General features: G+C 58.3%; 25 protein-coding genes and 1 tRNA gene. 20 read left to right on the top strand and 6 right to left on the bottom strand.

The features are described 5' to 3' along the window. Positions 1 to 2: 2 nt before the first annotated feature. The 6 genes from paaA to CLM58_RS03495 are packed head-to-tail and all read left to right on the top strand — an operon-like array spanning position 3 to position 4388. Positions 3 to 995, top strand: coding sequence for a 1,2-phenylacetyl-CoA epoxidase subunit PaaA (gene paaA / locus CLM58_RS03520; protein WP_095594504.1), 993 nt, complete (start codon positions 3 to 5; stop codon positions 993 to 995). Positions 996 to 1010: 15 nt separating this feature from the next. Further along, the gene (gene paaB / locus CLM58_RS03515; protein WP_095594503.1) at positions 1011 to 1295 is read left to right on the top strand and encodes a 1,2-phenylacetyl-CoA epoxidase subunit PaaB; all 285 of its coding nucleotides are present in this window, start codon (positions 1011 to 1013) and stop codon (positions 1293 to 1295) included. Beyond that, positions 1295 to 2062 (top strand): 1,2-phenylacetyl-CoA epoxidase subunit PaaC, encoded by a 768-nt coding sequence (gene paaC, locus CLM58_RS03510; protein WP_095594502.1) that lies wholly within the window; start codon positions 1295 to 1297, stop codon positions 2060 to 2062. The genes paaB and paaC overlap by 1 nt, the downstream gene beginning before the upstream one ends. 5 nt (positions 2063 to 2067) lie before the next feature. Next, entirely contained in the window at positions 2068 to 2529 is a 462-nt protein-coding gene (gene paaD / locus CLM58_RS03505) for a 1,2-phenylacetyl-CoA epoxidase subunit PaaD (RefSeq protein ID WP_188720523.1), read from the top strand. Positions 2530 to 2541: 12 nt separating this feature from the next. Beyond that, a complete protein-coding gene (locus CLM58_RS03500) occupies positions 2542 to 3618 on the top strand; it encodes a 2Fe-2S iron-sulfur cluster-binding protein (protein WP_095594500.1) in 1077 nt (358 codons plus the stop codon). Positions 3619 to 3629: 11 nt separating this feature from the next. Further along, positions 3630 to 4388: a Phenylacetic acid catabolic protein gene (locus CLM58_RS03495; RefSeq protein ID WP_095594499.1), complete on the top strand. Its 759-nt coding sequence runs from the start codon at positions 3630 to 3632 to the stop codon at positions 4386 to 4388. A 50-nt stretch (positions 4389 to 4438) separates the two neighbouring features. On the opposite strand, the gene CLM58_RS03490 is transcribed toward CLM58_RS03495, so the two are convergent. Then, complete coding sequence (locus CLM58_RS03490; protein WP_095594498.1) at positions 4439 to 4918, bottom strand: MarR family winged helix-turn-helix transcriptional regulator; 480 nt, start codon at positions 4916 to 4918, stop codon at positions 4439 to 4441. A gap of 148 nt (positions 4919 to 5066) precedes the next feature. Between CLM58_RS03490 and CLM58_RS03485 the strand changes: the two genes are divergently transcribed. The 7 genes from CLM58_RS03485 (at position 5067) to fahA (ending at position 11762) form a co-directional block, all read left to right on the top strand. Next, on the top strand, positions 5067 to 6017 hold the full coding sequence (locus tag CLM58_RS03485; protein WP_095594497.1) for an MBL fold metallo-hydrolase: 951 nt from the start codon (positions 5067 to 5069) through the stop codon (positions 6015 to 6017). A 78-nt stretch (positions 6018 to 6095) separates the two neighbouring features. Continuing rightward, positions 6096 to 7718 carry an FAD-dependent oxidoreductase gene (locus CLM58_RS03480; protein WP_095594496.1) on the top strand — a complete coding sequence of 541 codons (1623 nt, stop codon included), beginning with the start codon at positions 6096 to 6098 and terminating at the stop codon, positions 7716 to 7718. A gap of 4 nt (positions 7719 to 7722) precedes the next feature. After that, positions 7723 to 7923, top strand: a complete 201-nt coding sequence (locus CLM58_RS03475; protein WP_095594495.1) for a DUF2783 domain-containing protein — start codon at positions 7723 to 7725, stop codon at positions 7921 to 7923. A 5-nt stretch (positions 7924 to 7928) separates the two neighbouring features. Continuing rightward, entirely contained in the window at positions 7929 to 8474 is a 546-nt protein-coding gene (locus CLM58_RS03470) for a VOC family protein (protein ID WP_095594494.1), read from the top strand. Positions 8475 to 8526: 52 nt separating this feature from the next. Then, on the top strand, positions 8527 to 9882 hold the full coding sequence (gene hmgA / locus CLM58_RS03465; RefSeq protein ID WP_095594493.1) for a homogentisate 1,2-dioxygenase: 1356 nt from the start codon (positions 8527 to 8529) through the stop codon (positions 9880 to 9882). Further along, the gene (maiA, locus tag CLM58_RS03460) at positions 9879 to 10511 is read left to right on the top strand and encodes a maleylacetoacetate isomerase (RefSeq protein WP_095594492.1); all 633 of its coding nucleotides are present in this window, start codon (positions 9879 to 9881) and stop codon (positions 10509 to 10511) included. The genes hmgA and maiA overlap by 4 nt, the downstream gene beginning before the upstream one ends. A gap of 9 nt (positions 10512 to 10520) precedes the next feature. After that, a complete protein-coding gene (fahA, locus tag CLM58_RS03455) occupies positions 10521 to 11762 on the top strand; it encodes a fumarylacetoacetase (RefSeq protein WP_095594491.1) in 1242 nt (413 codons plus the stop codon). 81 nt (positions 11763 to 11843) lie between these two features. Here fahA and CLM58_RS03450 read toward each other — a convergent pair whose 3' ends face one another. The 4 genes from CLM58_RS03450 to paaG are packed head-to-tail and all read right to left on the bottom strand — an operon-like array spanning position 11844 to position 14991. Then, the gene (locus tag CLM58_RS03450) at positions 11844 to 12440 is read right to left on the bottom strand and encodes a TetR/AcrR family transcriptional regulator (protein WP_095594490.1); all 597 of its coding nucleotides are present in this window, start codon (positions 12438 to 12440) and stop codon (positions 11844 to 11846) included. Between the two features lie 3 nt (positions 12441 to 12443). Next, complete coding sequence (gene paaK, locus CLM58_RS03445; RefSeq protein WP_095594489.1) at positions 12444 to 13754, bottom strand: phenylacetate--CoA ligase PaaK; 1311 nt, start codon at positions 13752 to 13754, stop codon at positions 12444 to 12446. A gap of 23 nt (positions 13755 to 13777) precedes the next feature. Then, positions 13778 to 14203 (bottom strand): hydroxyphenylacetyl-CoA thioesterase PaaI, encoded by a 426-nt coding sequence (gene paaI, locus CLM58_RS03440; protein WP_095594488.1) that lies wholly within the window; start codon positions 14201 to 14203, stop codon positions 13778 to 13780. 2 nt (positions 14204 to 14205) lie between these two features. Further along, entirely contained in the window at positions 14206 to 14991 is a 786-nt protein-coding gene (gene paaG / locus CLM58_RS03435; RefSeq protein WP_095594487.1) for a 2-(1,2-epoxy-1,2-dihydrophenyl)acetyl-CoA isomerase PaaG, read from the bottom strand. Between the two features lie 86 nt (positions 14992 to 15077). Between paaG and CLM58_RS03430 the strand changes: the two genes are divergently transcribed. The 7 genes from CLM58_RS03430 (at position 15078) to CLM58_RS03400 (ending at position 24368) form a co-directional block, all read left to right on the top strand. Next, on the top strand, positions 15078 to 17117 hold the full coding sequence (locus CLM58_RS03430; RefSeq protein ID WP_229666187.1) for an FAD-dependent oxidoreductase: 2040 nt from the start codon (positions 15078 to 15080) through the stop codon (positions 17115 to 17117). Between the two features lie 105 nt (positions 17118 to 17222). Next, positions 17223 to 18245, top strand: a complete 1023-nt coding sequence (locus CLM58_RS03425; protein ID WP_095594486.1) for a TRAP transporter substrate-binding protein — start codon at positions 17223 to 17225, stop codon at positions 18243 to 18245. Between the two features lie 57 nt (positions 18246 to 18302). Then, on the top strand, positions 18303 to 18809 hold the full coding sequence (locus CLM58_RS03420; RefSeq protein ID WP_095594485.1) for a TRAP transporter small permease: 507 nt from the start codon (positions 18303 to 18305) through the stop codon (positions 18807 to 18809). Next, a complete protein-coding gene (locus CLM58_RS03415; protein WP_095594484.1) occupies positions 18806 to 20158 on the top strand; it encodes a TRAP transporter large permease in 1353 nt (450 codons plus the stop codon). The genes CLM58_RS03420 and CLM58_RS03415 overlap by 4 nt, the downstream gene beginning before the upstream one ends. Further along, positions 20158 to 21348, top strand: coding sequence for a cytochrome P450 (locus CLM58_RS03410; RefSeq protein ID WP_095594483.1), 1191 nt, complete (start codon positions 20158 to 20160; stop codon positions 21346 to 21348). Before CLM58_RS03415 ends, CLM58_RS03410 begins: the two co-directional genes overlap by 1 nt. 121 nt (positions 21349 to 21469) lie before the next feature. Beyond that, on the top strand, positions 21470 to 23500 hold the full coding sequence (gene paaZ / locus CLM58_RS03405) for a phenylacetic acid degradation bifunctional protein PaaZ (protein ID WP_095594482.1): 2031 nt from the start codon (positions 21470 to 21472) through the stop codon (positions 23498 to 23500). A gap of 52 nt (positions 23501 to 23552) precedes the next feature. Then, on the top strand, positions 23553 to 24368 hold the full coding sequence (locus tag CLM58_RS03400; protein WP_158221842.1) for a PaaX family transcriptional regulator C-terminal domain-containing protein: 816 nt from the start codon (positions 23553 to 23555) through the stop codon (positions 24366 to 24368). Positions 24369 to 24437: 69 nt separating this feature from the next. On the opposite strand, the gene CLM58_RS03395 is transcribed toward CLM58_RS03400, so the two are convergent. After that, positions 24438 to 24514, bottom strand: a tRNA-Pro gene (locus CLM58_RS03395). Positions 24515 to 24528 lie beyond the last annotated feature (14 nt).

Below are 24528 nucleotides of genomic sequence, written 5' to 3'. Positions count from 1 at the left end.
AGATGTATGCACAACTTGTGAAAACCGCCGGAACGGGCGTCAAATCCCAAGAGGAGATGACGGATCAGGAACGCGAATTTCAGGACAAGATCGATCGCGATATCAAGATCGAGCCCAAAGACTGGATGCCCGATGACTATCGCGCAACGTTGATCCGTCAGATCGGCCAGCACGCGCACTCTGAAATCGTGGGCCAGCTGCCCGAGGGCAACTGGATCACCCGCGCGCCTACGCTGGAACGTAAAGCGATCCTTCTGGCCAAGGTTCAGGACGAAGCCGGTCACGGTCTTTACCTGTACTGCGCGGCGGAAACTCTTGGCGTGACCCGCGACGAGATCACCGAGATGCTGCTGGACGGCCGCATGAAATACTCGTCGATCTTCAACTACCCCACCTTGAACTGGGCCGATATCGGTGCGGTTGGCTGGCTGGTTGACGGTGCGGCGATCATGAACCAGGTGCCGCTACAGCGGACCTCGTACGGCCCGTATTCGCGTGCCATGATCCGCATCTGTAAGGAAGAAAGTTTCCACCAGCGTCAGGGCTATGACGCCATTCGCAAGATGGCCGAAGGCTCGCCGGAACAAAAGAAGATGGCGCAGGACGCGCTGAACCGCCTGTGGTTCCCATCCTTGATGATGTTTGGTCCCTCGGACAAGGACTCTGTCCATTCGGCCCAGTCGATGGCGTGGAAGATCAAGATCAACACCAATGACGAGCTGCGTCAGAAATTCGTCGACCAGACGGTGCCGCAGATCGAGTTCCTTGGCCTCGACCTGCCCGATCCCGGCATCAAGTGGAACGAGGAACGTGGCCACTATGACTACACTGACCCCGACTGGTCGGAGTTCTTCAACGTCATCAAGGGCAACGGCCCCTGCAACGTCGACCGTTTGGCCGCCCGCAACAAAGCGTGGGACGACGGCGAGTGGGTTCGCGACGGGTTGCTGGAACACGCCCGCAAGAAAGCCGCCCGCAAGCACGCGGCAGAGTAATCAGGAGTATCCGCTATGAAAAACGAATGGCCCCTTTGGGAAATCTTCATCCGCGGTCAGCATGGCCTAAGCCACCGTCACGTAGGTTCCTTGCACGCCCCTGACGCGGAAATGGCCGTCAAGAACGCGCGCGACGTTTACACTCGCCGCAACGAAGGCGTGTCGATCTGGGTTGTTGAAGCCAAGCACATCACGGCAACGGCCCCGGGCGAAAAAGGCCCGCTGTTCGAGCCGTCGGAAAGCAAGGTTTACCGCCACCCGACCTTCTATGACATTCCCGAAGAAGTGGGGCACATGTAATGGCAGAGGTCGATAAACAGGCCCTGCTGCAGTTCCTGCTGCGCATGGGCGACAACACTTTGATCCTTGGGCACCGCGTGTCCGAATGGTGCGGGCATTCGCCGGTACTGGAAGAAGACATCGCGCTGGCCAATACCGCGCTGGACCTGATCGGCCAAACGCAGCTGTGGCTGGGCTATGCCGCCGAGGTTCAGGGCGAAGGTAAAACCGCCGATGACATCGCCTTTTTGCGCGACGCATGGGACTTCCGCAACGTGCTGCTGGTCGAGATGCCGAATGGCGACTTTGGCCAGACCCTGATGCGCCAGTTCCTGTTCGACGCATGGCACTCGATCATGTTGGGCCGGTTGATGAAGTCCTCGGACAAGACCGTGGCCGAGATCGCCGAGAAAGCCAGTAAAGAGGTCGCCTATCACCTTGAACGCTCTGCCGACACGGTGGTTGGCCTAGGGGACGGGACCGAGGAAAGCCATAGCCGTATGCAGGCGGCGCTGGACTATCTGTGGCCCTATGTCGGCGAGATGTTCGAAAGCGATGACGTGGATGATGCGATGGCTGCGGCCGGTATCTCGGTCGATCCGGCGTCCTTGCGCGAAGACTATGATGCGCTGGTGTGCAAGATCCTGTCGGACGCCACGCTGACCATCCCCGAAAGCCGCTTTGCGCATAAGGGTGGCCGCACTGGTTACATGCATACCGAGCATCTGGGTCACCTGCTGGCCACGATGCAGTGGTTGCCCCGCGCCTATCCCGGTTGCCAGTGGTGACGGTCATGGCGCAGCCCTCTGTCGATCAGGTTTGGGAATGGCTGGACACCGTTCCCGACCCGGAAATCCCCGTGATCTCTTTGGTAGATCTTGGGATCATCCGGGGCGTGAACTGGGAGGACGATCAGCTGATCGTCACCGTCACGCCAACCTATTCGGGCTGCCCTGCGACCAGCATCATCAACCTCGATATCGAAACCGCCCTGCGCGAGAAAGGTATCGAGAAGCTGGAACTGCGCCGCCAATTGTCGCCTGCATGGACCACCGACTGGCTGTCCGAAAAGGGGCGCGCGCGGCTGGAAGAATACGGCATCGCCCCGCCGCAACCGGCGGGCGGGCCAGAGCGCTGTCCGCGCTGCGGCGGCACCCATCTGGAAAAGCTCAGCCAGTTCGGCTCGACCCCCTGCAAGGCGCAGTGGCGGTGCAAGGACTGTCTGGAACCGTTTGATTACTTCAAGTGCATCTGAGGGAGGAAACCCATGGCGCGCTTTCACGATCTGGAAGTCACTGACATCCACAAGACCATCCGCGACGCTGTTGTCGTGACCCTGAAGCCCGTCAATGGCGCGGCCGAGGAATTTGACTTCACCCAAGGCCAGTACCTGACCTTCCGTCAGGACTTTGAAGGTGAGGAACTGCGCCGATCCTATTCGATCTGCGCGGGCAAGGATGAAGGCATCCTGCAGGTTGGCATCAAGCGCGTCGATGGCGGTGCGTTTTCGACCTGGGCGAACGAAGACCTGAAGGTCGGCGATACGGTTCAGGCCATGCCGCCGATGGGTGGTTTCTTTACCGAACTGAATGCTGCGAATGAGAAGCAGTACCTCGGCTTTGCTGGTGGGTCTGGTATCACGCCCGTCCTGTCGATCCTGAAGACGACGCTGGCGCGCGAGCCGGGGTCTACATTCACGCTGGTTTATGCCAACAAGGGCGTGAACACGATCATGTTCCGCGAAGAGCTGGAAGACCTGAAGAACACCTATATGGGTCGCTTCAACGTCATCCATGTTCTGGAAAGCGACGCGCAAGAGATCGACCTGTTCACCGGTCTGGTGACCGAGGAAAAATGCGCCGATCTGTTCAAGACCGGCTGGATCGACATCGAAAACGTCGACACCGCCTTTATCTGCGGACCAGAGCCGATGATGCTGGGCATTGCCAAGGCCCTGCGCGATCATGGGCTGACCGACAACCAGATCAAATTCGAGCTGTTCGCCAGCGCGCAACCCGGCCGACTGAAACGCAAGGTTGTCAGCAAGGATGCTGCCAGCAGCGCCAATCAGGCCAAAGCCTCGATCACGCTGGACGGGGCCACCCAGACCATCGAAATGCCCAAGGACACCACCATTCTGGATGCCGCCTTGGACAACGCGATGGACGCGCCTTACGCCTGTAAGGCCGGGGTTTGCTCGACCTGCCGCTGTAAAGTTCTGGAAGGCGAAGTCGAGATGGTCACCAACCACGCACTAGAGGATTACGAGGTCGAGAAAGGTTATGTCCTGTCCTGCCAATCCTTCCCGCTGACCGACAACGTTGTTGTCGACTTTGACCAATAAAGGGGAAGATCATGCCTGAAGATATGAGCATCGAAAGCTATCTTGCCCAAGGCGGCGTACTGACCAACCCGTCGAACGTTCCGCCGCGCTATCGTGCTGAGCTGATGAAACTGATGGCCACTTTCGTGGACAGCGAACTGGCGGGTGCCGCCGGGTTCGCAGACATCATCAACCAAGGCCCCGGCATCAAAGAGCGGATCGCCGCCGCCAAGATCGTGCTGGAAAAGACCGACAACGCCGACCGCGTTCTGTCCATCATGGGCGAATTCGGCGCTAACACCGCGCGTTACGCTAACCACCACCCGTGGTCTGCGCGCCTAGACCGTGATGCCGACATCGGCGCTTCGCGCAGCGAGCACGACATGCGTCTGGCGGTGTTTAACTACCCGCTGCAGGGCTGGGCCGACGCGGTGGTCATGAACCTGCTGATGGGGCGCGCCGTGGCCGTACAATTGGCAGAGTTCAGCATGGTCTCTTACCAACCCTTGGCAGAAGCGTTCCGCGCCATTGCCCCGGTTGAAGCGCGACATGCCGAGCTGGCCGAAGAGGGTCTGATCAAACTGTTGGAAGCGGAAGACAAAGCCTCTGTTCAGACCTCTGTCGATTATTGGTGGCCGCGCGTAGCGGCGTCGTTCGGCAGCAGCGACGCGGATCGTCTGAAGGCTCTGAAGACCTTGGGCCTGCGCCGCACCGACAGCCAGGAACTGCGCGCGCGTTGGAGCGCGGAGACGACGGCGATAGTCGAAAAGCTGGGGCTGACGGCTGGCTAAACGCCTTTATGAACCTAGGTAGGCCCGTTGGAAACCGCTTCGGGCCTGCCTTAGACCTTGTCCATTTTCGGACGGGGTGCGGCTTTGGGATCTTCGTCCAGCACCGCATGCAGACGTTCAATCATGTCATAGAACTGATCGACTTCCTCTGACGAAAAGGTCCCCAGCAGTGAATTCTCCAACTCCAGAGCATTTGGCAAAAACTGGTTGAGAACCTTCCACCCTTCGGGGGTCAATGACACTTCGATCAGGCGGTGATCACCTTCGTTGACGGACTTTGTGACAAGCCCGGCTTTTTCCAGTTTGGCAACGGCGCGGCTGACCCTGGGCTTTTCAAGATTGGCGTTGGTGTGAATTTCACGCACCGAAACTTTTTCACTTCGCGACAGATGGGCCATGACCCGCCATTCCGGGGTCGTCAGCCCGAACTGTTCGGAATATTCCGAGGACAGCCGCTTGCTGACACGCTCTGACAACACGGCCAGCCGGTAGGGAAGAAAATGTGATAAATTGAAGTCATTGCTCTTCATGGCAAATCCGTCTTCCCGATTTCGTTTCGATCGAAATGATATTGACTTTCGTTTCACTTGAAACGATATTGACCCCAACGTAGCGACAGACCGTACCCCGCGCAAGAATCAACTTCGACGTGGCGCCCGGTACACAAGGAGGAATTCCATGGCCAAGGCATTCGCATCTCAAGGCGACCTGACCGAAAAAAAGATCACTTTCGACGAAATTGGTGACGGGCTTTATGCCTTCACCGCCGAAGGTGATCCGAACTCGGGTGTGATTATCGGCGACGACAGCGTGATGATTGTCGAAGCGCAAGCCACCCCGCGTCTGGCAAACAAAGTGATCGAATGTGTGCGCAGCGTCACCGACAAGCCAATCAGCCACGTGGTTCTGACCCACTATCACGCGGTCCGTGTTCTGGGCGCGAGCGCCTATGGCGCGAACCAGATCATTATGGGTGACACCGCCCGTGCGATGGTCGTTGAGCGCGGCAAAGAGGACTGGGATAGCGAATTCCAGCGCTTCCCGCGCCTGTTCGAGGGCCATGAAAGCATTCCGGGCCTCACCTACCCGACCACCACGTTCAGCGACGACATGACCGTCTATCTGGGCAACCGCCGCGTTGAACTGATGCATCTTGGCCGTGCGCATACGGCGGGTGACATTGTCATTCACGTCCCAGACCAGAACGTCATGTTCACCGGCGACATCGTAGAATACCACTCTGCCTGCTATTGCGGCGATGGCCACTTCTCTGACTGGGGCGATACGCTGGACAACATCGCATACTTTGACGTGGACGCGATTGCGCCGGGCCGTGGTGATGCATTGGTCGGCAAAGAGATGGTCAACGCCGCCATCGAGAACACGCGCGACTTCGTGGAAAGCACCTATCGCCCGGTCCAGAAAATCGCCGCGCGCGGTGGTTCGCTGAAAGAGGCATGGGACGCGGTCCGCGCCGAATGCGACCCGAAATTCGCAGACTATGCGATCTACGAACACTGCCTGCCCTTCAACGTTGCCCGCGCCTATGACGAGGCCCGCGGCATCGACACCCCGCGTATCTGGACCGCCGAGCGCGATCTAGAGATGTGGGCACAGCTTCAGGGCTAAGGCGACACGCGGCCCTTCGGGGCCGCAAAGCCACGAACTTGGTGTCAGGCACAGTCTGGCACAGCGGAGGAGAAAACCATGTTCGACGACAGATACACGCTGGCGTACAAACGCTATCCCTACCAGAAGTCCGCTGATCAGGACGCGGCCAAGCCTGTGCGCCACAAGGTGGTGGTGATGGGCGGGGGGCCTATTGGTGTGGCGACGGCGCTTGATCTGGGCCGTCAGGGCATCGAAACGCTGGTGCTGGATGACCATGAAGGCGTTGGCATGGGATCTCGGGCGATCTGCTTTTCGAAACGTTGCCTAGAGATTGCAGACCGCTATGGCGCAGGCAAACCCATGGTCGAAAAGGGCGTTGTCTGGAACCTTGGCAAGGTCTTCCACCGCGACCGCAAAGTGTTTGAATTCAATCTTCTTCCAGAAGAGGGCCACGAATTCCCGGCCTTCATCAACCTGCAGCAGCCTTATTTCGAAAGCTATATGCTGGATCGCTTTGAAGAGCTTCAGGCGAATGGTGCGCCGATTGAGGTGCGCGGAAAGAACCGCGTCGAAAACGTTACCGTCCACGACGATCACGTCGAAATCGGTATTCTGACCCCTGATGGGCCGTACAAGATCGAGGCCGAATGGCTGATCGGTTGTGACGGTGCTTCTTCGCCATTGCGTGAGATGCTGGGGTATGAGTTCACCGGCAAGGTGTTCCAGGACAGCTTCCTGATCGCCGACATCAAGATGAAAAACAACGACTTCCCGACAGAGCGCTGGTTCTGGTTTGACCCCAGCCACGGGGAAGGCGCTTCTACATTGTTGCACCGACAGCCCGACGATGTCTGGCGCGTCGACTTCCAGATTGGCTGGGACGTTGATCGCAAGGAAGAGATGAAAGAGGAAAACATCCGCCGCCGTCTGGATGCCTTCTTAGGCGAGGGCGTCGAATACGACATGGTCTGGTCCTCGATCTATACATTCCAATGCAAACGGATGGACAGCTTCCGTCATGGACGCGTGTTCTTTGCCGGTGACTCTGCCCACCAAGTTTCGCCTTTCGGCGCGCGCGGTGCGAACTCTGGCATGCAGGACGTGGACAACCTTGGTTGGAAACTGGGTCTGGTCATCAACGGCAAGGCGCCGGACAGCCTGTTGGACACTTATGACAACGAACGTATCCACGGCGCAGATGAAAACATCCTGAACTCGACCCGTTCGACCGATTTCATCACACCGAAGTCCGACATGAGCAAACTGTTCCGTGACGCGGTTCTGGATCTGTCCGAGCAATACACCTTTGCCCGGCCCTTGGTGAACTCGGGTCGCTTGTCGGTGCCCTGCACCTACGACGGATCACCCCTGAATTCACCCGACGCGATGATGGAGCCAAAACGCTCGCGCCCCGGCAGTCCCTGCCCCGACGCGCCGCTTGGTGATGGGTTCCTGTTGCCACAGCTGGCGGACCGCTTCACGCTGCTGACCATCAACGCCGAGGCGCCTGAAAGCTTTGAAGAAGAGGGCATCAACGTGACCCGTCTGGCCCTGTCCACCGAGGACGATCCGACCGGTGCGTTGAAAGAGCGTTACCTTGGCGACAACGACAGCGCTATCTACCTGATCCGGCCGGACCAGCACGTCGCTGCCCGTCGCCCCAACTTTGACGAAAACATCTTCCGCGCAGCCGTTCGCCGCGCCATTGGCAAGGAGTGATCTAATGACCGACACCCTGACCCTGACCCCGAATATCGACAGCCCGGACGACTTCTATGCCGAGCTGATCGCCACCCACGACGGCCTTAGCAAAGACGATAGCGATGCACTGAACGCTCGTCTGGTGCTGGTTCTGGCCAACCATATTGGAAACCGCGAAATCCTTTCACAAGCGCTGGCGGCAGCCGCGCTGAAACAGGAGTAACTGCGATGAAGATCGAGAAAATCCACCACGTGGCCTATCGCTGCAAAGACGCGAAAGAGACTGTCGAGTGGTATGGCAAGATGCTGAACATGGATTTCATCCTTGCGATTGCCGAGGACCATGTGCCTTCGACCCACGAGCCCGACCCCTATATGCACCTGTTTCTGGACGCAGGGGACGGCAATGTGTTGGCGTTCTTCGAACTGCCGACCAAACCGGAAATGGGTCGTGACCCAAACACCCCGATTTGGGTTCAGCACATCGCGTTCAAAGTGAAAGATCGCGAGACCCTGATCGAGTTCAAAGAGCACCTTGAAGCCAATGGCGTCGAGGTTCTTGGGGTCACAGACCACTCGATCTTCCACTCGATCTACTTCTTCGACCCGAATGGTCATCGCGTTGAACTCGCCTGCCCGGACCCGGAAGAGGAAGCCATGTTGAAGCGCATGGATGAGGTCAAATGGGATATGCTTGAAGAGTGGTCCCGAACCAAGAAAGCCCCGCAGCACGCGGCATGGCTACACGCCAAGGAATTGGAAAAGGACGCCTAGGTCCTGCTGCCGCGCCGGACCCCGGCGCGGCCTGACGTATTGGAGACGCGCAATGAACGAGATGGATCGCAAGCCGATGGTGCAGGCCGACGGCGGCACCGTAACCCCAGGCTATATGCCCGGTTTCGGCAATGACTTTGAAACCGAGGCGCTGCCGGGTGCCCTGCCGCAGGGCATGAACTCGCCGCAGAAATGCAATTATGGTCTTTACGGTGAGCAGCTTTCGGGCACCGCTTTCACAGCCCCCAGCCACCAGAACGAACGGACTTGGTGCTATCGCATTCGCCCGTCGGTGAAGCATTCCAGCCGGTACACGAAGATCGACGTACCCTACTGGAAGTCGGCGCCGAACGTGATCGAGGACGTCCAAAGCCTTGGCCAGTATCGTTGGGATCCGGTGGAGCACACCGACCAGCCGTTGAACTGGATCACCGGCATGCGCACCATGACCACAGCCGGCGATGTGAACACTCAGGTCGGCATGGCCAGCCACATCTATCTGGTCACCGAGTCGATGACTGACGACTATTTCTTCTCGGCGGATTCCGAACTGCTGATCGTCCCGCAAGAGGGTCGCCTGCGCTTTGCCACCGAACTGGGCATCATCGACCTAGAGCCAAAAGAGATCGCCATCATCCCGCGCGGCCTTCTGTACCGTGTCGAGGTTCTGGAAGGCCCCGCGCGTGGCTTTGTCTGCGAGAACTACGGCCAGAAGTTTGAACTGCCGGGCCGTGGTCCGATCGGTGCGAACTGTATGGCGAACCGTCGTGACTTCAAATCGCCCGTTGCGGCATTCGAAGATCGTGAAGCGGCCTCGACCGTCACCGTCAAATGGTGTGGTCAGTTCCACCGCTGCGAGATCGGGCATTCGCCACTGGATGTGGTCGCTTGGCACGGCAACTATGCTCCTGTGAAATACGACCTGCGCACCTATTGCCCGGTCGGGTCGATCCTGTTCGACCACCCGGACCCTTCGATCTTCACCGTGCTGACCGCCCCGTCGGGCGTGCCGGGCACCGCGAATATCGACTTCGTTCTGTTCCGTGAACGCTGGATGGTGATGGAAGATACCTTCCGCCCGCCGTGGTACCACAAGAACATCATGTCCGAGCTGATGGGCAACATCTATGGCCAGTACGACGCCAAGCCGCAGGGCTTCATCCCCGGCGGCATGTCGCTGCACAATATGATGATCCCGCACGGTCCGGACAAGAACGCTTTTGAAGGCGCGTCCAACGCCGACCTGAAGCCCGAAAAGCTGGACAACACCATGTCCTTCATGTTCGAAACCCGCTTCCCGCAGCACCTGACAGAGTTCGCCGGGAAAGAGGCACCACTTCAGGATGACTACATTGATTGCTGGTCCGATATCGACAAGAAGTTCGACGGAACTCCGGGCAAGAAATGAAGCTTTACGGATACTGGAGATCAACCACATCCTATCGGGTGCGGATCGCGTTGAACCTGAAGGGGCTGGACTATGACCAGACCTCGGTGGACCTTGTAGCCGGAGAGCAGCAGGATGCGGATTACGCGACGCTCAACCCGGGACAAGGTGTGCCAACGCTGGTTCTGGACGATGGCACGGTGCTGACCCAATCGCTGGCGATCATCGACTATCTGGACGCGACTTACCCTGACCCGGCCTTCCTGCCCACCGATGCGGTGGCGCGGGCCAAGGTTTTGGCGGCGGCTCATACCATCGCGATGGACATTCACCCGGTGAATAACCTCAAGGTCGTGGGACGCCTGAAATCCGAACATGGTGCCTCGACAGACGATAGTATCAACTGGATGCACCACTGGATGACCGACGGGTTCCACGCCTATCAGGGACTTTTGCCCGAGGGTCCGATCTTTAGCTTTTCCGACACCCCCACGCTGGCCGACATCTGCCTTGTCGCCCAGCTTTACAACGCTCACCGGTGGGGCGTTGACATGACCCCCTTCCAGCGTCTTCTTCAGATCGAAGAGGCTGCCATGAAACTTCCGGCATTCGAGGCCGCGCGCCCCGAAAATCAGCCGGATGCCACGTAAGAGATTGATATGACAAAACTTCTCCGCTCTTGGGTCGAAAGCGCTAATAGCGCAGAGACTGACTTTCCGCTGAATAACCTGCCCTATGGCGTGTTCTCTGTCGATGGATCGGAACCGAAATGCGGTGTCGCCATCGGGGACAAGATCCTTGATCTGGCAAGCCTAGAGACCACAGGTCTTCTGGACTTTGACGGGACGCTTCGGACCGGTAGCTGGAACGCCTTCATGGCCTTGGGAAAGGACCAGTGGTCGCGTTTCCGAAGCGAGCTAACCGCGCTCTTGGCCGAAGACTCGATCAGCCAGGGTGGCGTCGAACCGCATATGGTTTCGATGGATCAGGCAACGTTGCACTTCCCGTTTGATCTGGCGGAATACACAGATTTCTACGCAGGCCGCCATCACGCGCAAAACGTGGGAACCATGTTCCGTGGCCCCGAAAACGCCCTGCCGCCGAACTGGCTGCACATTCCGATCGGGTACAACGGACGGGCCTCTTCCGTGGTTCTGTCGGGCACCAAAATCAAGCGTCCCAACGGCCAGCTGAAAGGCCCGAATGATGAGATGCCGCGCTTTGGCCCGTCTGCCCGTTTCGATATCGAACTGGAGATGGGGGCCATCGTTGGTCAGGCCTCCAACGGGCCGATTTCGGTTCAGGAAGCTTTCGACAACATCTTTGGCTACGTCCTGCTGAATGACTGGTCCGCCCGTGACATTCAGGCATGGGAGTATCAGCCATTAGGCCCGTTCCAGGCCAAAGCGACCGCGACCACAATCAGCCCGTGGATTGTATCAGCCGAGGCCTTGGCCCCGTTCCGCACAACCACGCCGGACCGCTCGAAGCCGCTTCTTCCCTATCTGCAGGAACCGGCCCCGATGCTGTACGATATCTCGCTAGAGGTCGGCCTGACCCCGGAAGGTGGCCGCGAAACGATCATTGCACGCACCAACTATGACGAGATGTATTACTCGGCCGCACAACAGTTGGCGCACCATGCCTCAAGCGGTTGTCCAATGCGGATTGGTGACCTGTTGGGCTCGGGCACGATCTCGGGTCCGAACAAGGAAAACCGGGGCAGTCTGCTGGAAATCAGCTGGGGCGGCAAAGAGCCTATGACGCTGGACAGTGGCGAAGAACGCAGCTTCCTTGAAGACGGCGACCTGGTCACCCTGCGCGGCGCTGCCTTTGGCGAAGGATACCGGGTGGGCTTTGGCGAATGCGTCGGCAAACTGCTGCCCGCAGATAAAGTCTGATCCGTCAGGAATAGAATTGAAAAAAGAAAAAGCGCCGAGGCGAACAGCTTCGGCGCTTTTTGCTTGGGTAAGGAAAGAGGCTTACAGCTTCTGCACACCATGCAGCGTCAAGGTGCTGACGACATCGGCATAGTCTTCGCGGGCGCTGGCTCCGGCACCCGTGTTCCACATGTAATACCAGTTCAACATGCCAAAGACCGACATCGTCGCGGCCCGCAGCTTGTCATTGTCGGCATCCAGCGTGTCCGGTGAGACCTCTTTAAGAATGTCACTGACGAAGGTCACCAAGTCCCGCTGATAGCCGCGCAGAACCTTTTGCTGTTCTTCCGGCAAAGCGGACATTCCGCTGATCTGAACCCGGTGTTCGTCGTCGGCACCCTGATACGCCAGAAGGATTGCCCGAATGGCTGTGCGCAACTTCACTTCAGGGGACAGGTCTTCGGTATCGACCTGCAGGATCGTATCCCGCAGATCGCGCAAATAGGTCTCAAGAATGTCATACAGGATGGCATCCTTGCTATCGTAGTAGTGATAGATGTTGGCCTTCGAAATCCCGCATTCTTTCGCCAAAAGCGTCATCGAAGCGCGGTCAAACCCTTGGTCAGCAAACACCTTGGCGGCAGATTTCAGGATCTGCTCACGCTTCTGATCGTGATCTTTGGCAATGGTACGGGCCAAGGCTTACTCCTTATCGCGGTTGTCGACGACCCGCTTGGCCTTGCCTTGCGAACGCTCAACGTCTCCGGGGTCACCTACAATAATTTCGGTCGAAACGCCAACGATGTCCTTGATACGCTTGGTCAACATGCGCGCCGCTGCCGTTTTGGACATATTGTCGGCCGAGCCGGGTTCGGCTTCGACAAAGACGCGCATCGCGTCCATACGACCCGATTTGTACAGCTCGATCTGGTAGTACGGGGCCAAACCACCGGTCGCCATGACCTGTTCTTCGACCTGGCTGGGGAAGACATTGACGCCGCGCAGGATGATCATGTCATCGCTGCGGCCAGTGATCTTTTCCATCCGGCGCATTGAGCGCGCGGTTCCGGGCAGCAGGCGGGTCAGGTCGCGGGTCCGATATCGGATCATCGGCAGACCTTCCTTGGTGATCGTGGTGAAGACCAGTTCACCCATCTCGCCATCGGGCAGCACTTCGCCGGTTTCGGGGTCGATGATTTCTGGCAGGAAATGGTCTTCCCAGATCACCGGACCGTCCTTGGTCTCCACGCATTCGTTTGCGACACCGGGACCCATGATTTCCGACAGGCCATAGATGTCGACAGCGTGCATATCAAAGGCGTTTTCGACCTCTTTGCGCATGGCATCGGTCCAGGGCTCTGCCCCGAAGACGCCGACTTTCAAAGAGCTTTCACGAGGGTCCATACCGACCTTGTGATACTGCTCGAGGATATTGAGCATGTAAGACGGGGTCACCATGATCCCGTCGGGTTTGAAGTCGGTGATCAGACCAACCTGCTTTTCGGTCTGGCCGCCCGACATCGGGACGACGGTCGCGCCAAGACGCTCGATTCCGTAATGCGCGCCCAGACCACCGGTGAACAAACCGTAGCCATAGGCGTTGTGAACCATGTCCCCCCTACGCAGACCCGAAGCGCGCAGCGACCGCGCGACCAGATCAGCCCAGTTGTCAATGTCGTTCTTGGTATAGCCCACAACGGTCGGCTTACCCGTCGTGCCCGAGGACGCGTGCAGGCGGATGATCTCGTTGCGCGGGACGGCGAACAGGCCGAACGGATAGTTGTCTCGCAGATCGTTCTTATAGGTGAACGGGAACTTCGCCAGATCGGACAGTTCCTGCAAGTCGTCCGGGTGAACGCCTGCCTCGTCGAACCGTTGCTTATACATCGGGACATTGTCATAGGCGTGACGCACCGACCATTTCAGGCGGTCCAATTGCAGGGCACGAATCTCGTCGATCGAGGCGATCTCGATCGGATCGAGATCGGCTTTGTTCGGGCTAAGGTCTTCCATCGCGGGGCTCCTCCAAACGCGAATTATTCTTCGAAATGTTGACCGTTGATCGTGCGGGATACCCCGCGGAATTCGGCGATCACGGTGCCATCTTGGTTGCTGACACGCACGTCGTAGATACCACTACGTCCGGTCATAGAGATTTCTGTCGCCGTGGCCGTTAGCCGGTCTCCTAAATGTCCGGGGGCGAGGTAGTTCATGAAAGTGTGCTGACCGACGGTCGACTTGTTCCGGCTGTTGCAAGCAAAGGCAAAAGCACTGTCGGCCAGCGCGAAGCTAACGCCACCGTGGCAAATACCGTGGCCGTTACACTGGTTGGGCGCAACGGTCAGGGCAAGCGTAGCGCGGCCTTCATCCACCTCGACCAGTACCATGCCGAACCACTTGCTGGCCTCATCATTGGCCCACATCGCTTCGGCAGATTTTTCGGCGCGTTCTTTTGGTGTCATCGTCACTTACCCTGAAAATTCGGTGCGCGTTTCTCAAGGAAACTTGCGACACCTTCGGCATAGTCGGCACTTTCACCACAGGTTTTCATGGCTTCAGCCTCAAGATCCAACTGGTCAGATAGTGTGTTCACCGCAGCCGTTTGAATGCTTTGTTTCGTCAGGCCAAGGCCAAGGGTCGGGCCGTTGGCGAACTGTTCAGCCATTGCGCGGGCCTCGGTCATCAACTCTTCGTCGGGCAGGGCTTTCCAGATCAGACCCCAGTCTTCCGCCTGCTTGGCTTTCAGCGGTTGCGCCGTGAAGGCCAAGCCCTTGGCGCGGGCCTCACCCAGAAGGCGCGGCAGGTGCCAGCTGCCACCAGTGTCGGGAATCAGCCCGACCTTGGAAAAGCTTTGGATGAACTTGGCGCTTTCGCCCGCCAGAACCATGTCGCAAGCCAATGCAAGATTGGCACCTGCACCAGCTGCCACACCATTCACCGCGCAGATAACCGGAAAGTTCAACGAGCGAATCAGCCGTACGAGAGGGGCATAAAAAGTCCGAACCGTATGTCCCAGATCAGGCGGACCATCCATTTTCGACGGGTCGCGATCGCCAAGATCTTGGCCCGCGCAGAATCCCCGACCTGCTCCGGTCAGCAGTACGGCACGCGCGCCATTGTCGCGGGCAGCCTCTAAGGCCCCGCGAAGGGCCAGATGCATTTCCTCATTGAAAGAATTCAGTTTTTCCGGGCGATTCAGGGTGATTTCCACCCAGTTCCCGTGATCCTGCGCAAGAATCGTATCGCTCATAGCGGTCCCGCTTGTCGTTTGTTCCAACATAAATATTGCATTAACCGAACGGTTGGTCAATAAATAACCTCGCAACGAATCTGAACATGTCAAAAGGAACAGGCATGCCACAAGCGCCGCTGGTCAAAGTCGAGTTCGAGGGCGACATCGCGTGGGTCACAGTGAACAACCCGCCGGTGAACGCGACCTCTACCAAGGTGCGTCAAGGGTTGGCAGATGCCGTGGCTGCGGTCAAAGGGGCGCGTGTGGCTTTCTTGGGCTGCGCGGGTAAGACCTTCATCGCAGGTGGAGACATGTCAGAGTTCGACGCCCCAGCGGTAGAGCCACATTTGCCTGACGTCGTTCAAATGATCGAGGAGAGCAAGGTTCCTTTTGTCGCCCTGATGCACGGCAATGTGTTGGGCGGCGGCTTCGAGATCGCAATGGCCTGTGCGTGGCGGATTGCTGCCCCGGGTACCGGATTCGGCCTGCCAGAAGTCAATGTAGGCTTGATCCCCGGCGCGGGCGGCACGCAACGTTTGCCGCGCCTTGTGGGAATGGAAACCGCCATCGACATGGCGTGCTCTGGCAAGATCCTGAAGGCCGAAGCCCTGAAACCGCTCGGCGCGGTGGACCTGATCGAAGCCGATCTGACCCAGGCTGCGCGCGACTTCGCAAAAGAACTGCCGGAACGTCCGCTTCCTGTCAGCCAGCGCGAAGTACCCGAATTCGCGGTCGATTTGTTAGAGAGCTCTCACGCCGCCCTGAAAAAGCGCGCGAAGGGCCAGCGGTCGCCCTTGGAAAACCTTATGGCGCTGATCTGGGCTTTGGAGCCCTTTGAACACGGACAGCCAAAAGAGCGGGCGCGCCATCTGGAACTGCGCAAAAGCGCCGAAAGCCGCGCCCTGCGCCACGCATTCTTTGCCGAACGCAGCGTGTCGAAGCCCAGTGACATCGTTGGGGTTGAACCACGTAATATCAGCCAGATCGCTGTTGTTGGCGGCGGGTTGATGGGGGCTGGGATCGCAACGGCAGCTTTGACCGGCGGCCTGTCGGTCACCTTGATTGAGCGTGACACCGAAGCCGCAGCTGCCGCCCAAGAACGCGTCGCCAGCCTTCTGCAAGGCGCGGTCAAACGCGGCAAGATGTCTGAAGCGCTAATGAAAGATCGCCTGTCCGCCTTTAAGGCGGTCGATGACTATGCCGAGGCGGCAGATGCGCAACTGGCGATCGAAGCGGTGTTCGAAGATTTGGGTGTAAAGCAACAGGTCTTTACCAGCCTTGCCGAACACATGGACGCAAACGCCATCCTTGCGACGAACACGTCCTATCTTGATCCGACCGAGATTTTCGCCGGGATCGAAAACCAATCGCGCTGCATCGGTCTTCACTTCTTCAGCCCTGCCCATGTGATGAAGCTGCTGGAGATCGTGAAGACCCCGGAAACCAGCGCCGAAGTAATCGCAACGGGCTTTGCCTTGGGCAAGAAACTGCGGAAGGTGTCTGTTCTGTCCGGAATCTGTGACGGCTTTATCGGAAACCGGATGCTGGCAGCGTTTCGTCGAGAGGCAGATTACCTTCTTGCTGACGGCGCACTTCCCTATCAGGTGGACGAAGCGGTCCGAGAATTCGGCATGCCGATGGGACCGTACGAATTGCAAGACCTTACCGGTCTGCAGATCGCTTGGGCCAACCGTAAACGCAATGCAGAAACCCGCGACCCGAAAGAGCGTTACGTTTCGATCGCGGACCAACTTTGCGAAATGGAACGGTTCGGCCAACGATCAGGCAAGGGCTGGTATCGCTATGAAGAGGGCAACCGCGCCCCGATCAGGGATCCGGAAGTTGAGGGCATCGTCGAAGCCTATTCTGCGAAGCATCGCATCGTCCGAAAACAGTTCTCTTCCGAAGAGATTTCTTCTCGTCTTCTGGCGGTTCTTGCGAACGAAGGCGCGCTGATCATCGAAGAGGGTATCGCTGAAAACGCAGAGGCCGTCGATATGGTTCAAATCCATGGGTATGGCTTCCCGCGTTGGCGCGGCGGACCAATGAACTATCAGACCGAGATCGGAAAAAGTGTTTCTCGGGCGACGATGGAAACCGTCGCCGAAGAGAGCCCCAATTCTTGGAAATTATCAGGAAAATAGACAAAGAATCCTTGTTCATTTCATTTGAAACGATTAATCGTTACAAATGAAATGAAATTCAGACCCCAGTTATCGAACTTGAATAGCCATCTCAGGGAGGATCCAATGGCCAAACTTTCGAAACTCACTTCGCTTCTGGCAGGCGCCACGATGGCGCTATCCGGCGCTGTGGCCTTTGCAGCGGACTACACGCTGACCATTTCTAGCTGGGCACCGCCCACCCACGGCATCAACGCGATGATGTGGCCGAAATTCATCGAAATGGTTGAAGAAGCCACCGACGGCAAAGTCACCGCCGAACTGAAGCTGGGCATCGCCCCGCCGCCGGCGCAGATGGACCTGATCATGGATGGCGCAGCTGATGCGTCGATCATCTTCCACGGTTACCAGCCCGGTCGCTTTGTCACCACCAAGATGATTGAACTTCCTGGCTACGAAGGTTCCGCAGAAGCGGCATCTGTCGCCTACTGGCGCGCTTACGAAGCGCACCTGAAGGGCGCCAACGAGCACCGTGGCGTTAAGCTGATCGCTCTGCACACGCACGGCCCGGCACAGCTGCATTCGAGCAGCGCAGTGACCGCACTGGATCAGGTTTCTGGCCTGAAAGTCCGTATTCCCGGCGGTGTTGGCGGTGACGTAGGCGCAGCTTTGGGTGCGACCGGCATCCAGGTTCCCGCACCAAAAGTCTATGAGACCCTGGCATCGAAAGCGGCCGACGGCGTTGTTATGCCGTTTGAATCGCGCAAGGGCTTCAAGCTGACCGAAGTTGCACAGAACGTGTATGAAATCCCGGGCGGTCTGTATCGCGGATCTTTCGCCTTCATCATGAACGAAGACACTTTCGCAGACCTGCCGGAAGACCTGCAGAAAGCACTGGACGAAAAAGTCTTCGGTGAGCCGCTGAGCCGTGAAATCGGCAAGATCTGGGACCAGATCGACACGATTGGCCGTGAAGCGACCGAAGGCACCGAAGGCAACGCGATCAACGCTGCTTCTGCCGCGGATCTGGAAAAGTTCAACATGATCGCTGCAGACGTTCGCACCAAAGTCATTGGCGAAGTCAACGATGCAGGCATCGACGCCCAGGCCGCCTATGACCTTATCGTGAAAGAAATGGCCGCTCAGTAAGGCCAATCGGCTGGCGGGGACACCTCGCCAGCCATTTCCACACGCAGGGGACTTACCATGCAAAATCTCGTGACCTTCGCGCGCCGCGCCAGCTTTTTACCGACGCTGCTGGCCTGTGTGGCGCTGTTTATTCTGATGGTGATGACATTTTTCGACGTCATCCTGCGTTCTGTTTTCAATTCACCGATCGAAGCCGCCACAGAGCTGACCCGCATCCTGATGGCGATCCTTGTCTTCTCGGTTCTTCCAATGATTTCAGCAGGTAAGGGCCAGATCGCGGTCGACCTGACTGATGGTTTATTCGCCCGACTGCGCCTTTCCCGTGCCCGTGACGCCATCGTGTATCTGGCCTCTGGGATCATGCTGATCTGGCCCATTCAACGCGTCTGGATTCTGTCCGAACGCGCCCGCGACTATGGCGACGTGACCGAATACCTTTCGATCCCCGTCTTCTATATTGGCTGGTTCATCGCATTCTTCACCGCCATCGCGGCCGTTGCGATGGTGATTACCGGCCTCCTGCACATCTTTGCCCCCCACACTTTGACGGAGCAGTCCCAATGACCGTAGCCCTGATTGGTTTTGCACTGGTTCTGATACTGGTGCTGTTTCGCCTGCCCATCGTCTTTGCAATGGGCATCGTTGGGACCTTTGGCTTCGCCTATGAGCGGGGCGGAGACATCTTTTCGGAACGCGGCCTGAAAGCCGCCATGTCCATGGTTGGCCGCCAGATCATGGACACGGCCCAGGACTATGGTTTGTCGGTCGTTCCCCTGTTCATCCTGATGGGCCTGTTTGTGAACAAAGGCGGATTGGCGAAAGAGCTTTATGCCGTCTCCAACGCCTTTCTTGGCCACTTCCGCGGTGGCATCGCGATGGCAACGGTTGCCGCCTGTGGTGGCTTCTCGGCTATCTGCGGGTCCTCGCTGGCGACCGCTGCGACCATGTCCAAAGTCGCCATGCCCGAAATGCGTCGCTATGGCTATTCGGATGAGTTGTCGACCGCGTCGATCGCTGCGGGCGGTACGCTTGGCATCCTGATCCCGCCGTCCGTAATCCTTGTGATCTATGGCCTGCTGACCGAAACATCGATCGGGAAACTGTTCGTCGCTGGCATCCTGCCGGGGGCCATGGGCATCCTGTTTTACCTATTCGCCGTCCGCTACACCGTCTGGCGCAACCCGAATTCTGGCCCCGCAGGCGAACGCCATGGCTGGGGTGCGCGCCTGAAGGCACTGCGCTCTGTCTGGGCGGTGCTGTTACTATTCTTCCTTGTGATCGGTGGCCTCTATGGTGCTTTCGACTTCCATCCGTTGAACCTGACCTTCAGCCCGACCGAGGCCGCGGGCATGGGCGCCATGGGCGCGTTCCTGATCGCGCTGACACGCGGTGGCCTGACCTTCAAATCGACTTTCGAAGTCCTGAAGGAAACCACCCACACGGCAGCGGCCCTGTTCTCAGTCCTGATTGGCGCGCAGATCTTCTCGAACTTCATCAACTTGGCCGGCCTGCCCGAGGCCCTGATTGCCATGGTCACCGCCTACGATGTGAAACCCTTCGTGGTCATCCTGATGATCCTTGGCATCTACATCATTTTGGGCTGCGTGTTTGAATCGCTCTCGATGTTGCTGCTGACGGTTCCGATCTTCTTCCCTCTGGTAACCTCGCTTGGCTATGACCCGATCTGGTTCGGCATCGTCGTGGTCGTCGTGACCGAAATCAGCCTGATCACGCCGCCGGTGGGCCTGAACGTGTTCATCCTAAAGGGCGTCGTCGGCGATGTTTCGACCGGCACGATCTTCAAAGGTGTGACCCCCTTCTGGGTGGCTGACATATTCCGCTTGGCCCTTATCGTTCTGGTCCCATGGCTGGTACTGGTCCTGCCTGAACATATGGGAGCGATGGGTCACTGATGTTCAATCTCACAGCCCTGCCCGAAGGGTTTCACGAGGACCCTTATTCGATCTACGCCGCGTTGCGGGAGGACACACCCGTCTGCCCGCAGCCCGACGGCACCTTCGTCCTATCCCGGTATGAAGATCTGGATTTGGTCTATCGCGATACGACGCGGTTCATCTCTGACAAAAAGGCTGTTTTCGGCCCGAAATACGGGGTCGACAGCCCCTTGTACGAACATCACACCACCAGCCTTGTTTTCAACGACCCGCCGCTGCACACGCGAGTGCGCAAGGTGATGGTCGGGGCGATGAACCCGCGTGCCTTGGCCCAGATGGAGCCCGGCCTGATCACTTTGGTCGATAGCTTGCTGGACGAGATGCAGGCCAAAGGCGACGTTGAACTGATCGAGGATTTTGCCGGGGCCATCCCGATCGAGATCATCGGCAATCTTCTGGGTATCCCCCGCGACGAACGTGGTCCTTTGCGGGATTGGTCGCTAGCGATCTTGGGTGCGCTCGAACCTCAACTGACACCCGAACAGGAAGAATGGGGGAACCGCTCTGTCGCGGATTTTAAAGCCTTCTTACGCCACATCATCGAAGATCGGCGCGCCAACCCCGGCGACCCCGAGACCGATGTTCTGACACGGTTGATGCAGACTGATGTGGATGGTGGTCTGACAGAGGTAGAGCTTTACCAAAACTGTATTTTCATCCTTAACGCAGGGCATGAAACCACGACGAACCTGATCGGCAATGCACTGGAACTGCTGGAACGTCACCGCGACAAGCGGGCAGAGCTGCTGGCAAACCCAAATCTGATCACCACCGCCGTCGATGAGTTCCTGCGACTGGAAAGCCCAAACCAATTTGGCAACCGACTGACCACCGAAGATGTCACCTTCCACGGCCACACCATACCGGCAGGCACAGATATCCATCTGTGCATCGGGGCGGCCAACCGCGATCCGCGTCAGTTCGATCAACCGGACGAAATGCTGCTGAATCGCCGTCCGAACAAACATCACGCTTTCGCCGGGGGGCCACACACCTGTGTCGGGCTGACCCTTGCCCGGATGGAAGGGCGCATTGCCGTCGGCCGTTTCCTGCAGCGCTTCCCAGACTATCAGCTGGCCTCTGGCGCAGAACGGGGTGGGCGCATTCGATTCCGTGGTTTTGCCAATCTTCCCGCACGGGTCCGCTAGATTACAGCGGTTGAGAGAAAAACTCTTACTAGTTTATTGACCGACCGTACGGTCGACTTTAATGTCGACGGGGACTCGCGCGCCCCGGCCGCGACAAGATGAAAAGGATGAGGAGAGACTCATGACCATCCAACAGATTTCCAGCTTCGCCTCGGGCGAATGGATTGCCCCGGGCGAAGGCGCCCGCAATATCGCCAGCGCCGTAACCGGCGAAGTCATTGCCTCGGCCGGCAACAACGCGTTGGATGTACAGGGGATGCTGGACTATGCCCGCAATGTTGGTGGTCCGGCCCTGCGCAAGATGACCTTCCACGAGCGCGCCAAGATGCTGAAGGCCCTGTCGATCCATCTGGGCAAGCACAAACAGGCGATGTACGACCTGTCCTTCGACACCGGCGCGACCCAGTCCGACCACATGATCGACATTGATGGCGGCATCGGCACCATGTTCGTCTTCGCCTCGAAAGGCCGCCGCGAGATGCCGGACGGGCACGTTTATCTGGACGGCGACATCGAACAACTGTCGCGCAATGGCACCTTCCTTGGCCAGCACATTTGCACCCCGCTACAAGGTGTCGCGATCCACATCAACGCCTTCAACTTCCCTGTCTGGGGCATGCTGGAAAAACTCGCGCCCACGCTGCTGGCCGGTGTTCCGGCGATCGTGAAGCCGGCGACCAATTCTTGCTATGTCACCGAGCTATGTGTGCGGATCATGCTGGACTCGGGCATCCTGCCCGCTGGCGCACTGCAGCTGGTCTCGGGCGGTTTGGGCGACATGCTGGACCGCCTGACCATGCAGGACGTTGTCAGCTTCACCGGATCTGCAGACACCGCGCTGAAACTGCGCGCGAACCCGGTCATTCTTGAAAACTCTGTTCGCTTCGTGGCGGAGCAAGACAGCCTGAATGCCTCGATCCTTGGCCCAGATGCAGAACCCGGCACGCCTGAGTTCGACCTGTTCGTCAAAGAGGTTCAACGTGAGATGACCACGAAGGCCGGTCAGAAATGTACCGCCATCCGCCGTATCATCGCCCCCGAAGCGCAGGTTCAGGCCGTCATCGAAGCCCTGTCCGCGCGCCTTGCGAAAACCGTCATCGGCGACCCGAAACTGGAAACCACCAGCATGGGTGCCTTGGTTTCGAACGGCCAAAAGCAAGACGTTCTAGAGAAGGTCGCGATCATCGGACAAGAGGCAGAGCGCGTCTTTGGTAACCCCGAAGACTTCGCCGTTGACGGTGCAGATGCCGACAAGGGCGCTTTCCTGCCACCGATGCTGTTCCATTGCGCCAACCCCGACGCTGCGCAGCGTATCCACGATACCGAAGCCTTCGGCCCGGTTAGTACCGTGATGGGCTACCGTGATCTGGATCACGCCATCGAACTGGCGAACAAGGGCCAGGGGTCACTGGTAGCCTCGGTCATCACCCATGATCCGGCCGTTGCGCGTCAGGTTGCCATGGGCGCGGGCGCCTATCACGGGCGCCTGTACTTCAACAACCGCGACTCGATGAAAGAATCGACCGGCCATGGTTCACCCCTGCCCCACATGGTGCACGGTGGTCCCGGCCGCGCTGGTGGCGGCGAGGAAATGGGCGGCGTGCGCGGTGTGAAGCACTACATGCAACGGACCGCCATTCAGGGCTCTCCCGAAATTCTGTCCGCTATTGGCGAGAAATGGGTTCCCGGCGCGGTCGAGATCGACGGTCCGGCCCACCCCTTCACCCGTCGCTACAACGATCTGCAGATCGGCGAGACGCTTTACACCGAACCTCGCACCGTCACGATGGAAGACATCGAGCATTTCGCGCATTTCACCGGCGACACATTCTATGCCCACATGGATCAGGCCGCGGCAGAGCGGAACCCGTTCTTCCCGGGTCGCGTGGCCCATGGATATCTTCTGTTGTCCTTCGCGGCTGGCCTGTTCGTCGAACCGAACGAAGGGCCGGTTCTGGCCAACACCGGTCTGGACGGCCTGCGCTTCATGAAACCGGTCGAGGCCGGTGACACGATGAAGGTTCGCCTGACCGTCAAGAAAAAGACCAAGCGGAACGACGAATATGGCGAAGTCCGCTGGCATGTCACGCTAACCAATCAGGACGACGAATTGGTCGCAGAGTACGAACTGCTGACGATGGTCGCTTACTAATCTGATGCTGCGGGCGGATGGCAAATCCGCCCGCAGCGTCTATAGTTCCCCCATGAAAGACGGAACCCCTGACTGGTTTGAAAACTGCGTCACCGAATTGACCGCAAGCGGAACGCAGCGTGTCTGGTCGGTCCTTGTCACTATTTTTGGTGATCTGGCCCCAAAAGAGTCTGATCAGATCAGCGGGGCGCTTATTTCCAAACTCACCGGCATGGCCGGGATCAAGGCCGAGGCCACGCGCGTTGCCTTGCATCGCCTTCGTAAGGAAGGCTGGATCGAAAGCACCCGAGTCGGACGGAACAGCATTCACAGCCTTGCAGATTTTGGACGCAGCCAATCCGCTGCTGCTGTCCCGCGGATCTATGCAAGGGAATCGATTGATCCGAAGACTTGGCACCTTTTGCTGGCAGACAGTTCCAACAACTCACGCCAAGAACTTTCTGACCTCCTACTCACAGGTGACTACGTCTCGCTGAACAGTCAGACAGCAATTGCCGCAGGCCCTGCGCCTTCAGGTATTGAAGACCTGCTGGTGCTGCACAGCGATGACATCTCAGCCCCTGACTGGCTGCGTGATAAATGCGGTCCGGCAGAACTGAAGAACACATACGATCACTTGCTGGGCACTTTCCGCAACGTCTTGGCTCTATTGCCCAAAGGGGGCGTGGCCGACCCGTTTCAGTCGACCGTTTTGCGGGTGCTCGTCGTGCATAATTGGCGGCGCGCGATCCTTAGGCACCCAGACCTGCCGAAGGCCTTCTTACCCGAAGGCTGGAACGAACCGTCCTGCCGAGAGATCGTACACCAGCTTCTGGACAGCTTGCCCAGACCATCACTGGCAGATTTGGAATCTGAATTGGGATCGTAACGGCGAGGTACATCCCGATAGAAAACCAAACGCGCAAAACAAAAGGCCCCGTGAGGGGCCTTGCTTAAATGGTCGGAGTGAGAGGATTCGAACCTCCGGCCCCTGCCTCCCGAAGACAGTGCTCTACCAGGCTGAGCTACACTCCGACACAACAGGGGGC

Source organism: Actibacterium pelagium, assembly GCF_002285415.1.
Lineage (GTDB): Bacteria > Pseudomonadota > Alphaproteobacteria > Rhodobacterales > Rhodobacteraceae > Actibacterium_B > Actibacterium_B pelagium.
The sequence above is the reverse complement of the archived record's forward strand: the minus strand, read 5'-3'. Positions and strand labels throughout refer to the sequence as shown.

Excerpts from the sequence above, each read along its gene's own strand:
- CLM58_RS03475 (WP_095594495.1), top strand. The coding sequence starts at position 7,723 with ATGACCGACACCCTGACCCTGACCCCGAATATCGACAGCCCGGACGAC.
- paaG (WP_095594487.1), bottom strand. The coding sequence starts at position 14,991 with ATGAGCGATACGATTCTTGCGCAGGATCACGGGAACTGGGTGGAAATC.
- fahA (WP_095594491.1), top strand. The coding sequence starts at position 10,521 with ATGACAAAACTTCTCCGCTCTTGGGTCGAAAGCGCTAATAGCGCAGAG.
- CLM58_RS03425 (WP_095594486.1), top strand. The coding sequence starts at position 17,223 with ATGGCCAAACTTTCGAAACTCACTTCGCTTCTGGCAGGCGCCACGATG.
- CLM58_RS03500 (WP_095594500.1), top strand. The coding sequence starts at position 2,542 with ATGGCGCGCTTTCACGATCTGGAAGTCACTGACATCCACAAGACCATC.
- CLM58_RS03485 (WP_095594497.1), top strand. The coding sequence starts at position 5,067 with ATGGCCAAGGCATTCGCATCTCAAGGCGACCTGACCGAAAAAAAGATC.
- CLM58_RS03420 (WP_095594485.1), top strand. The coding sequence starts at position 18,303 with ATGCAAAATCTCGTGACCTTCGCGCGCCGCGCCAGCTTTTTACCGACG.
- paaK (WP_095594489.1), bottom strand. The coding sequence starts at position 13,754 with ATGGAAGACCTTAGCCCGAACAAAGCCGATCTCGATCCGATCGAGATC.
- CLM58_RS03400 (WP_158221842.1), top strand. The coding sequence starts at position 23,553 with ATGAAAGACGGAACCCCTGACTGGTTTGAAAACTGCGTCACCGAATTG.
- paaZ (WP_095594482.1), top strand. The coding sequence starts at position 21,470 with ATGACCATCCAACAGATTTCCAGCTTCGCCTCGGGCGAATGGATTGCC.
- CLM58_RS03415 (WP_095594484.1), top strand. The coding sequence starts at position 18,806 with ATGACCGTAGCCCTGATTGGTTTTGCACTGGTTCTGATACTGGTGCTG.
- maiA (WP_095594492.1), top strand. The coding sequence starts at position 9,879 with ATGAAGCTTTACGGATACTGGAGATCAACCACATCCTATCGGGTGCGG.
- paaI (WP_095594488.1), bottom strand. The coding sequence starts at position 14,203 with ATGACACCAAAAGAACGCGCCGAAAAATCTGCCGAAGCGATGTGGGCC.
- CLM58_RS03430 (WP_229666187.1), top strand. The coding sequence starts at position 15,078 with ATGTCAAAAGGAACAGGCATGCCACAAGCGCCGCTGGTCAAAGTCGAG.
- paaC (WP_095594502.1), top strand. The coding sequence starts at position 1,295 with ATGGCAGAGGTCGATAAACAGGCCCTGCTGCAGTTCCTGCTGCGCATG.
- CLM58_RS03480 (WP_095594496.1), top strand. The coding sequence starts at position 6,096 with ATGTTCGACGACAGATACACGCTGGCGTACAAACGCTATCCCTACCAG.
- CLM58_RS03470 (WP_095594494.1), top strand. The coding sequence starts at position 7,929 with ATGAAGATCGAGAAAATCCACCACGTGGCCTATCGCTGCAAAGACGCG.
- paaA (WP_095594504.1), top strand. The coding sequence starts at position 3 with ATGTATGCACAACTTGTGAAAACCGCCGGAACGGGCGTCAAATCCCAA.
- paaB (WP_095594503.1), top strand. The coding sequence starts at position 1,011 with ATGAAAAACGAATGGCCCCTTTGGGAAATCTTCATCCGCGGTCAGCAT.
- hmgA (WP_095594493.1), top strand. The coding sequence starts at position 8,527 with ATGAACGAGATGGATCGCAAGCCGATGGTGCAGGCCGACGGCGGCACC.
- paaD (WP_188720523.1), top strand. The coding sequence starts at position 2,068 with ATGGCGCAGCCCTCTGTCGATCAGGTTTGGGAATGGCTGGACACCGTT.
- CLM58_RS03495 (WP_095594499.1), top strand. The coding sequence starts at position 3,630 with ATGCCTGAAGATATGAGCATCGAAAGCTATCTTGCCCAAGGCGGCGTA.
- CLM58_RS03410 (WP_095594483.1), top strand. The coding sequence starts at position 20,158 with ATGTTCAATCTCACAGCCCTGCCCGAAGGGTTTCACGAGGACCCTTAT.
- CLM58_RS03490 (WP_095594498.1), bottom strand. The coding sequence starts at position 4,918 with ATGAAGAGCAATGACTTCAATTTATCACATTTTCTTCCCTACCGGCTG.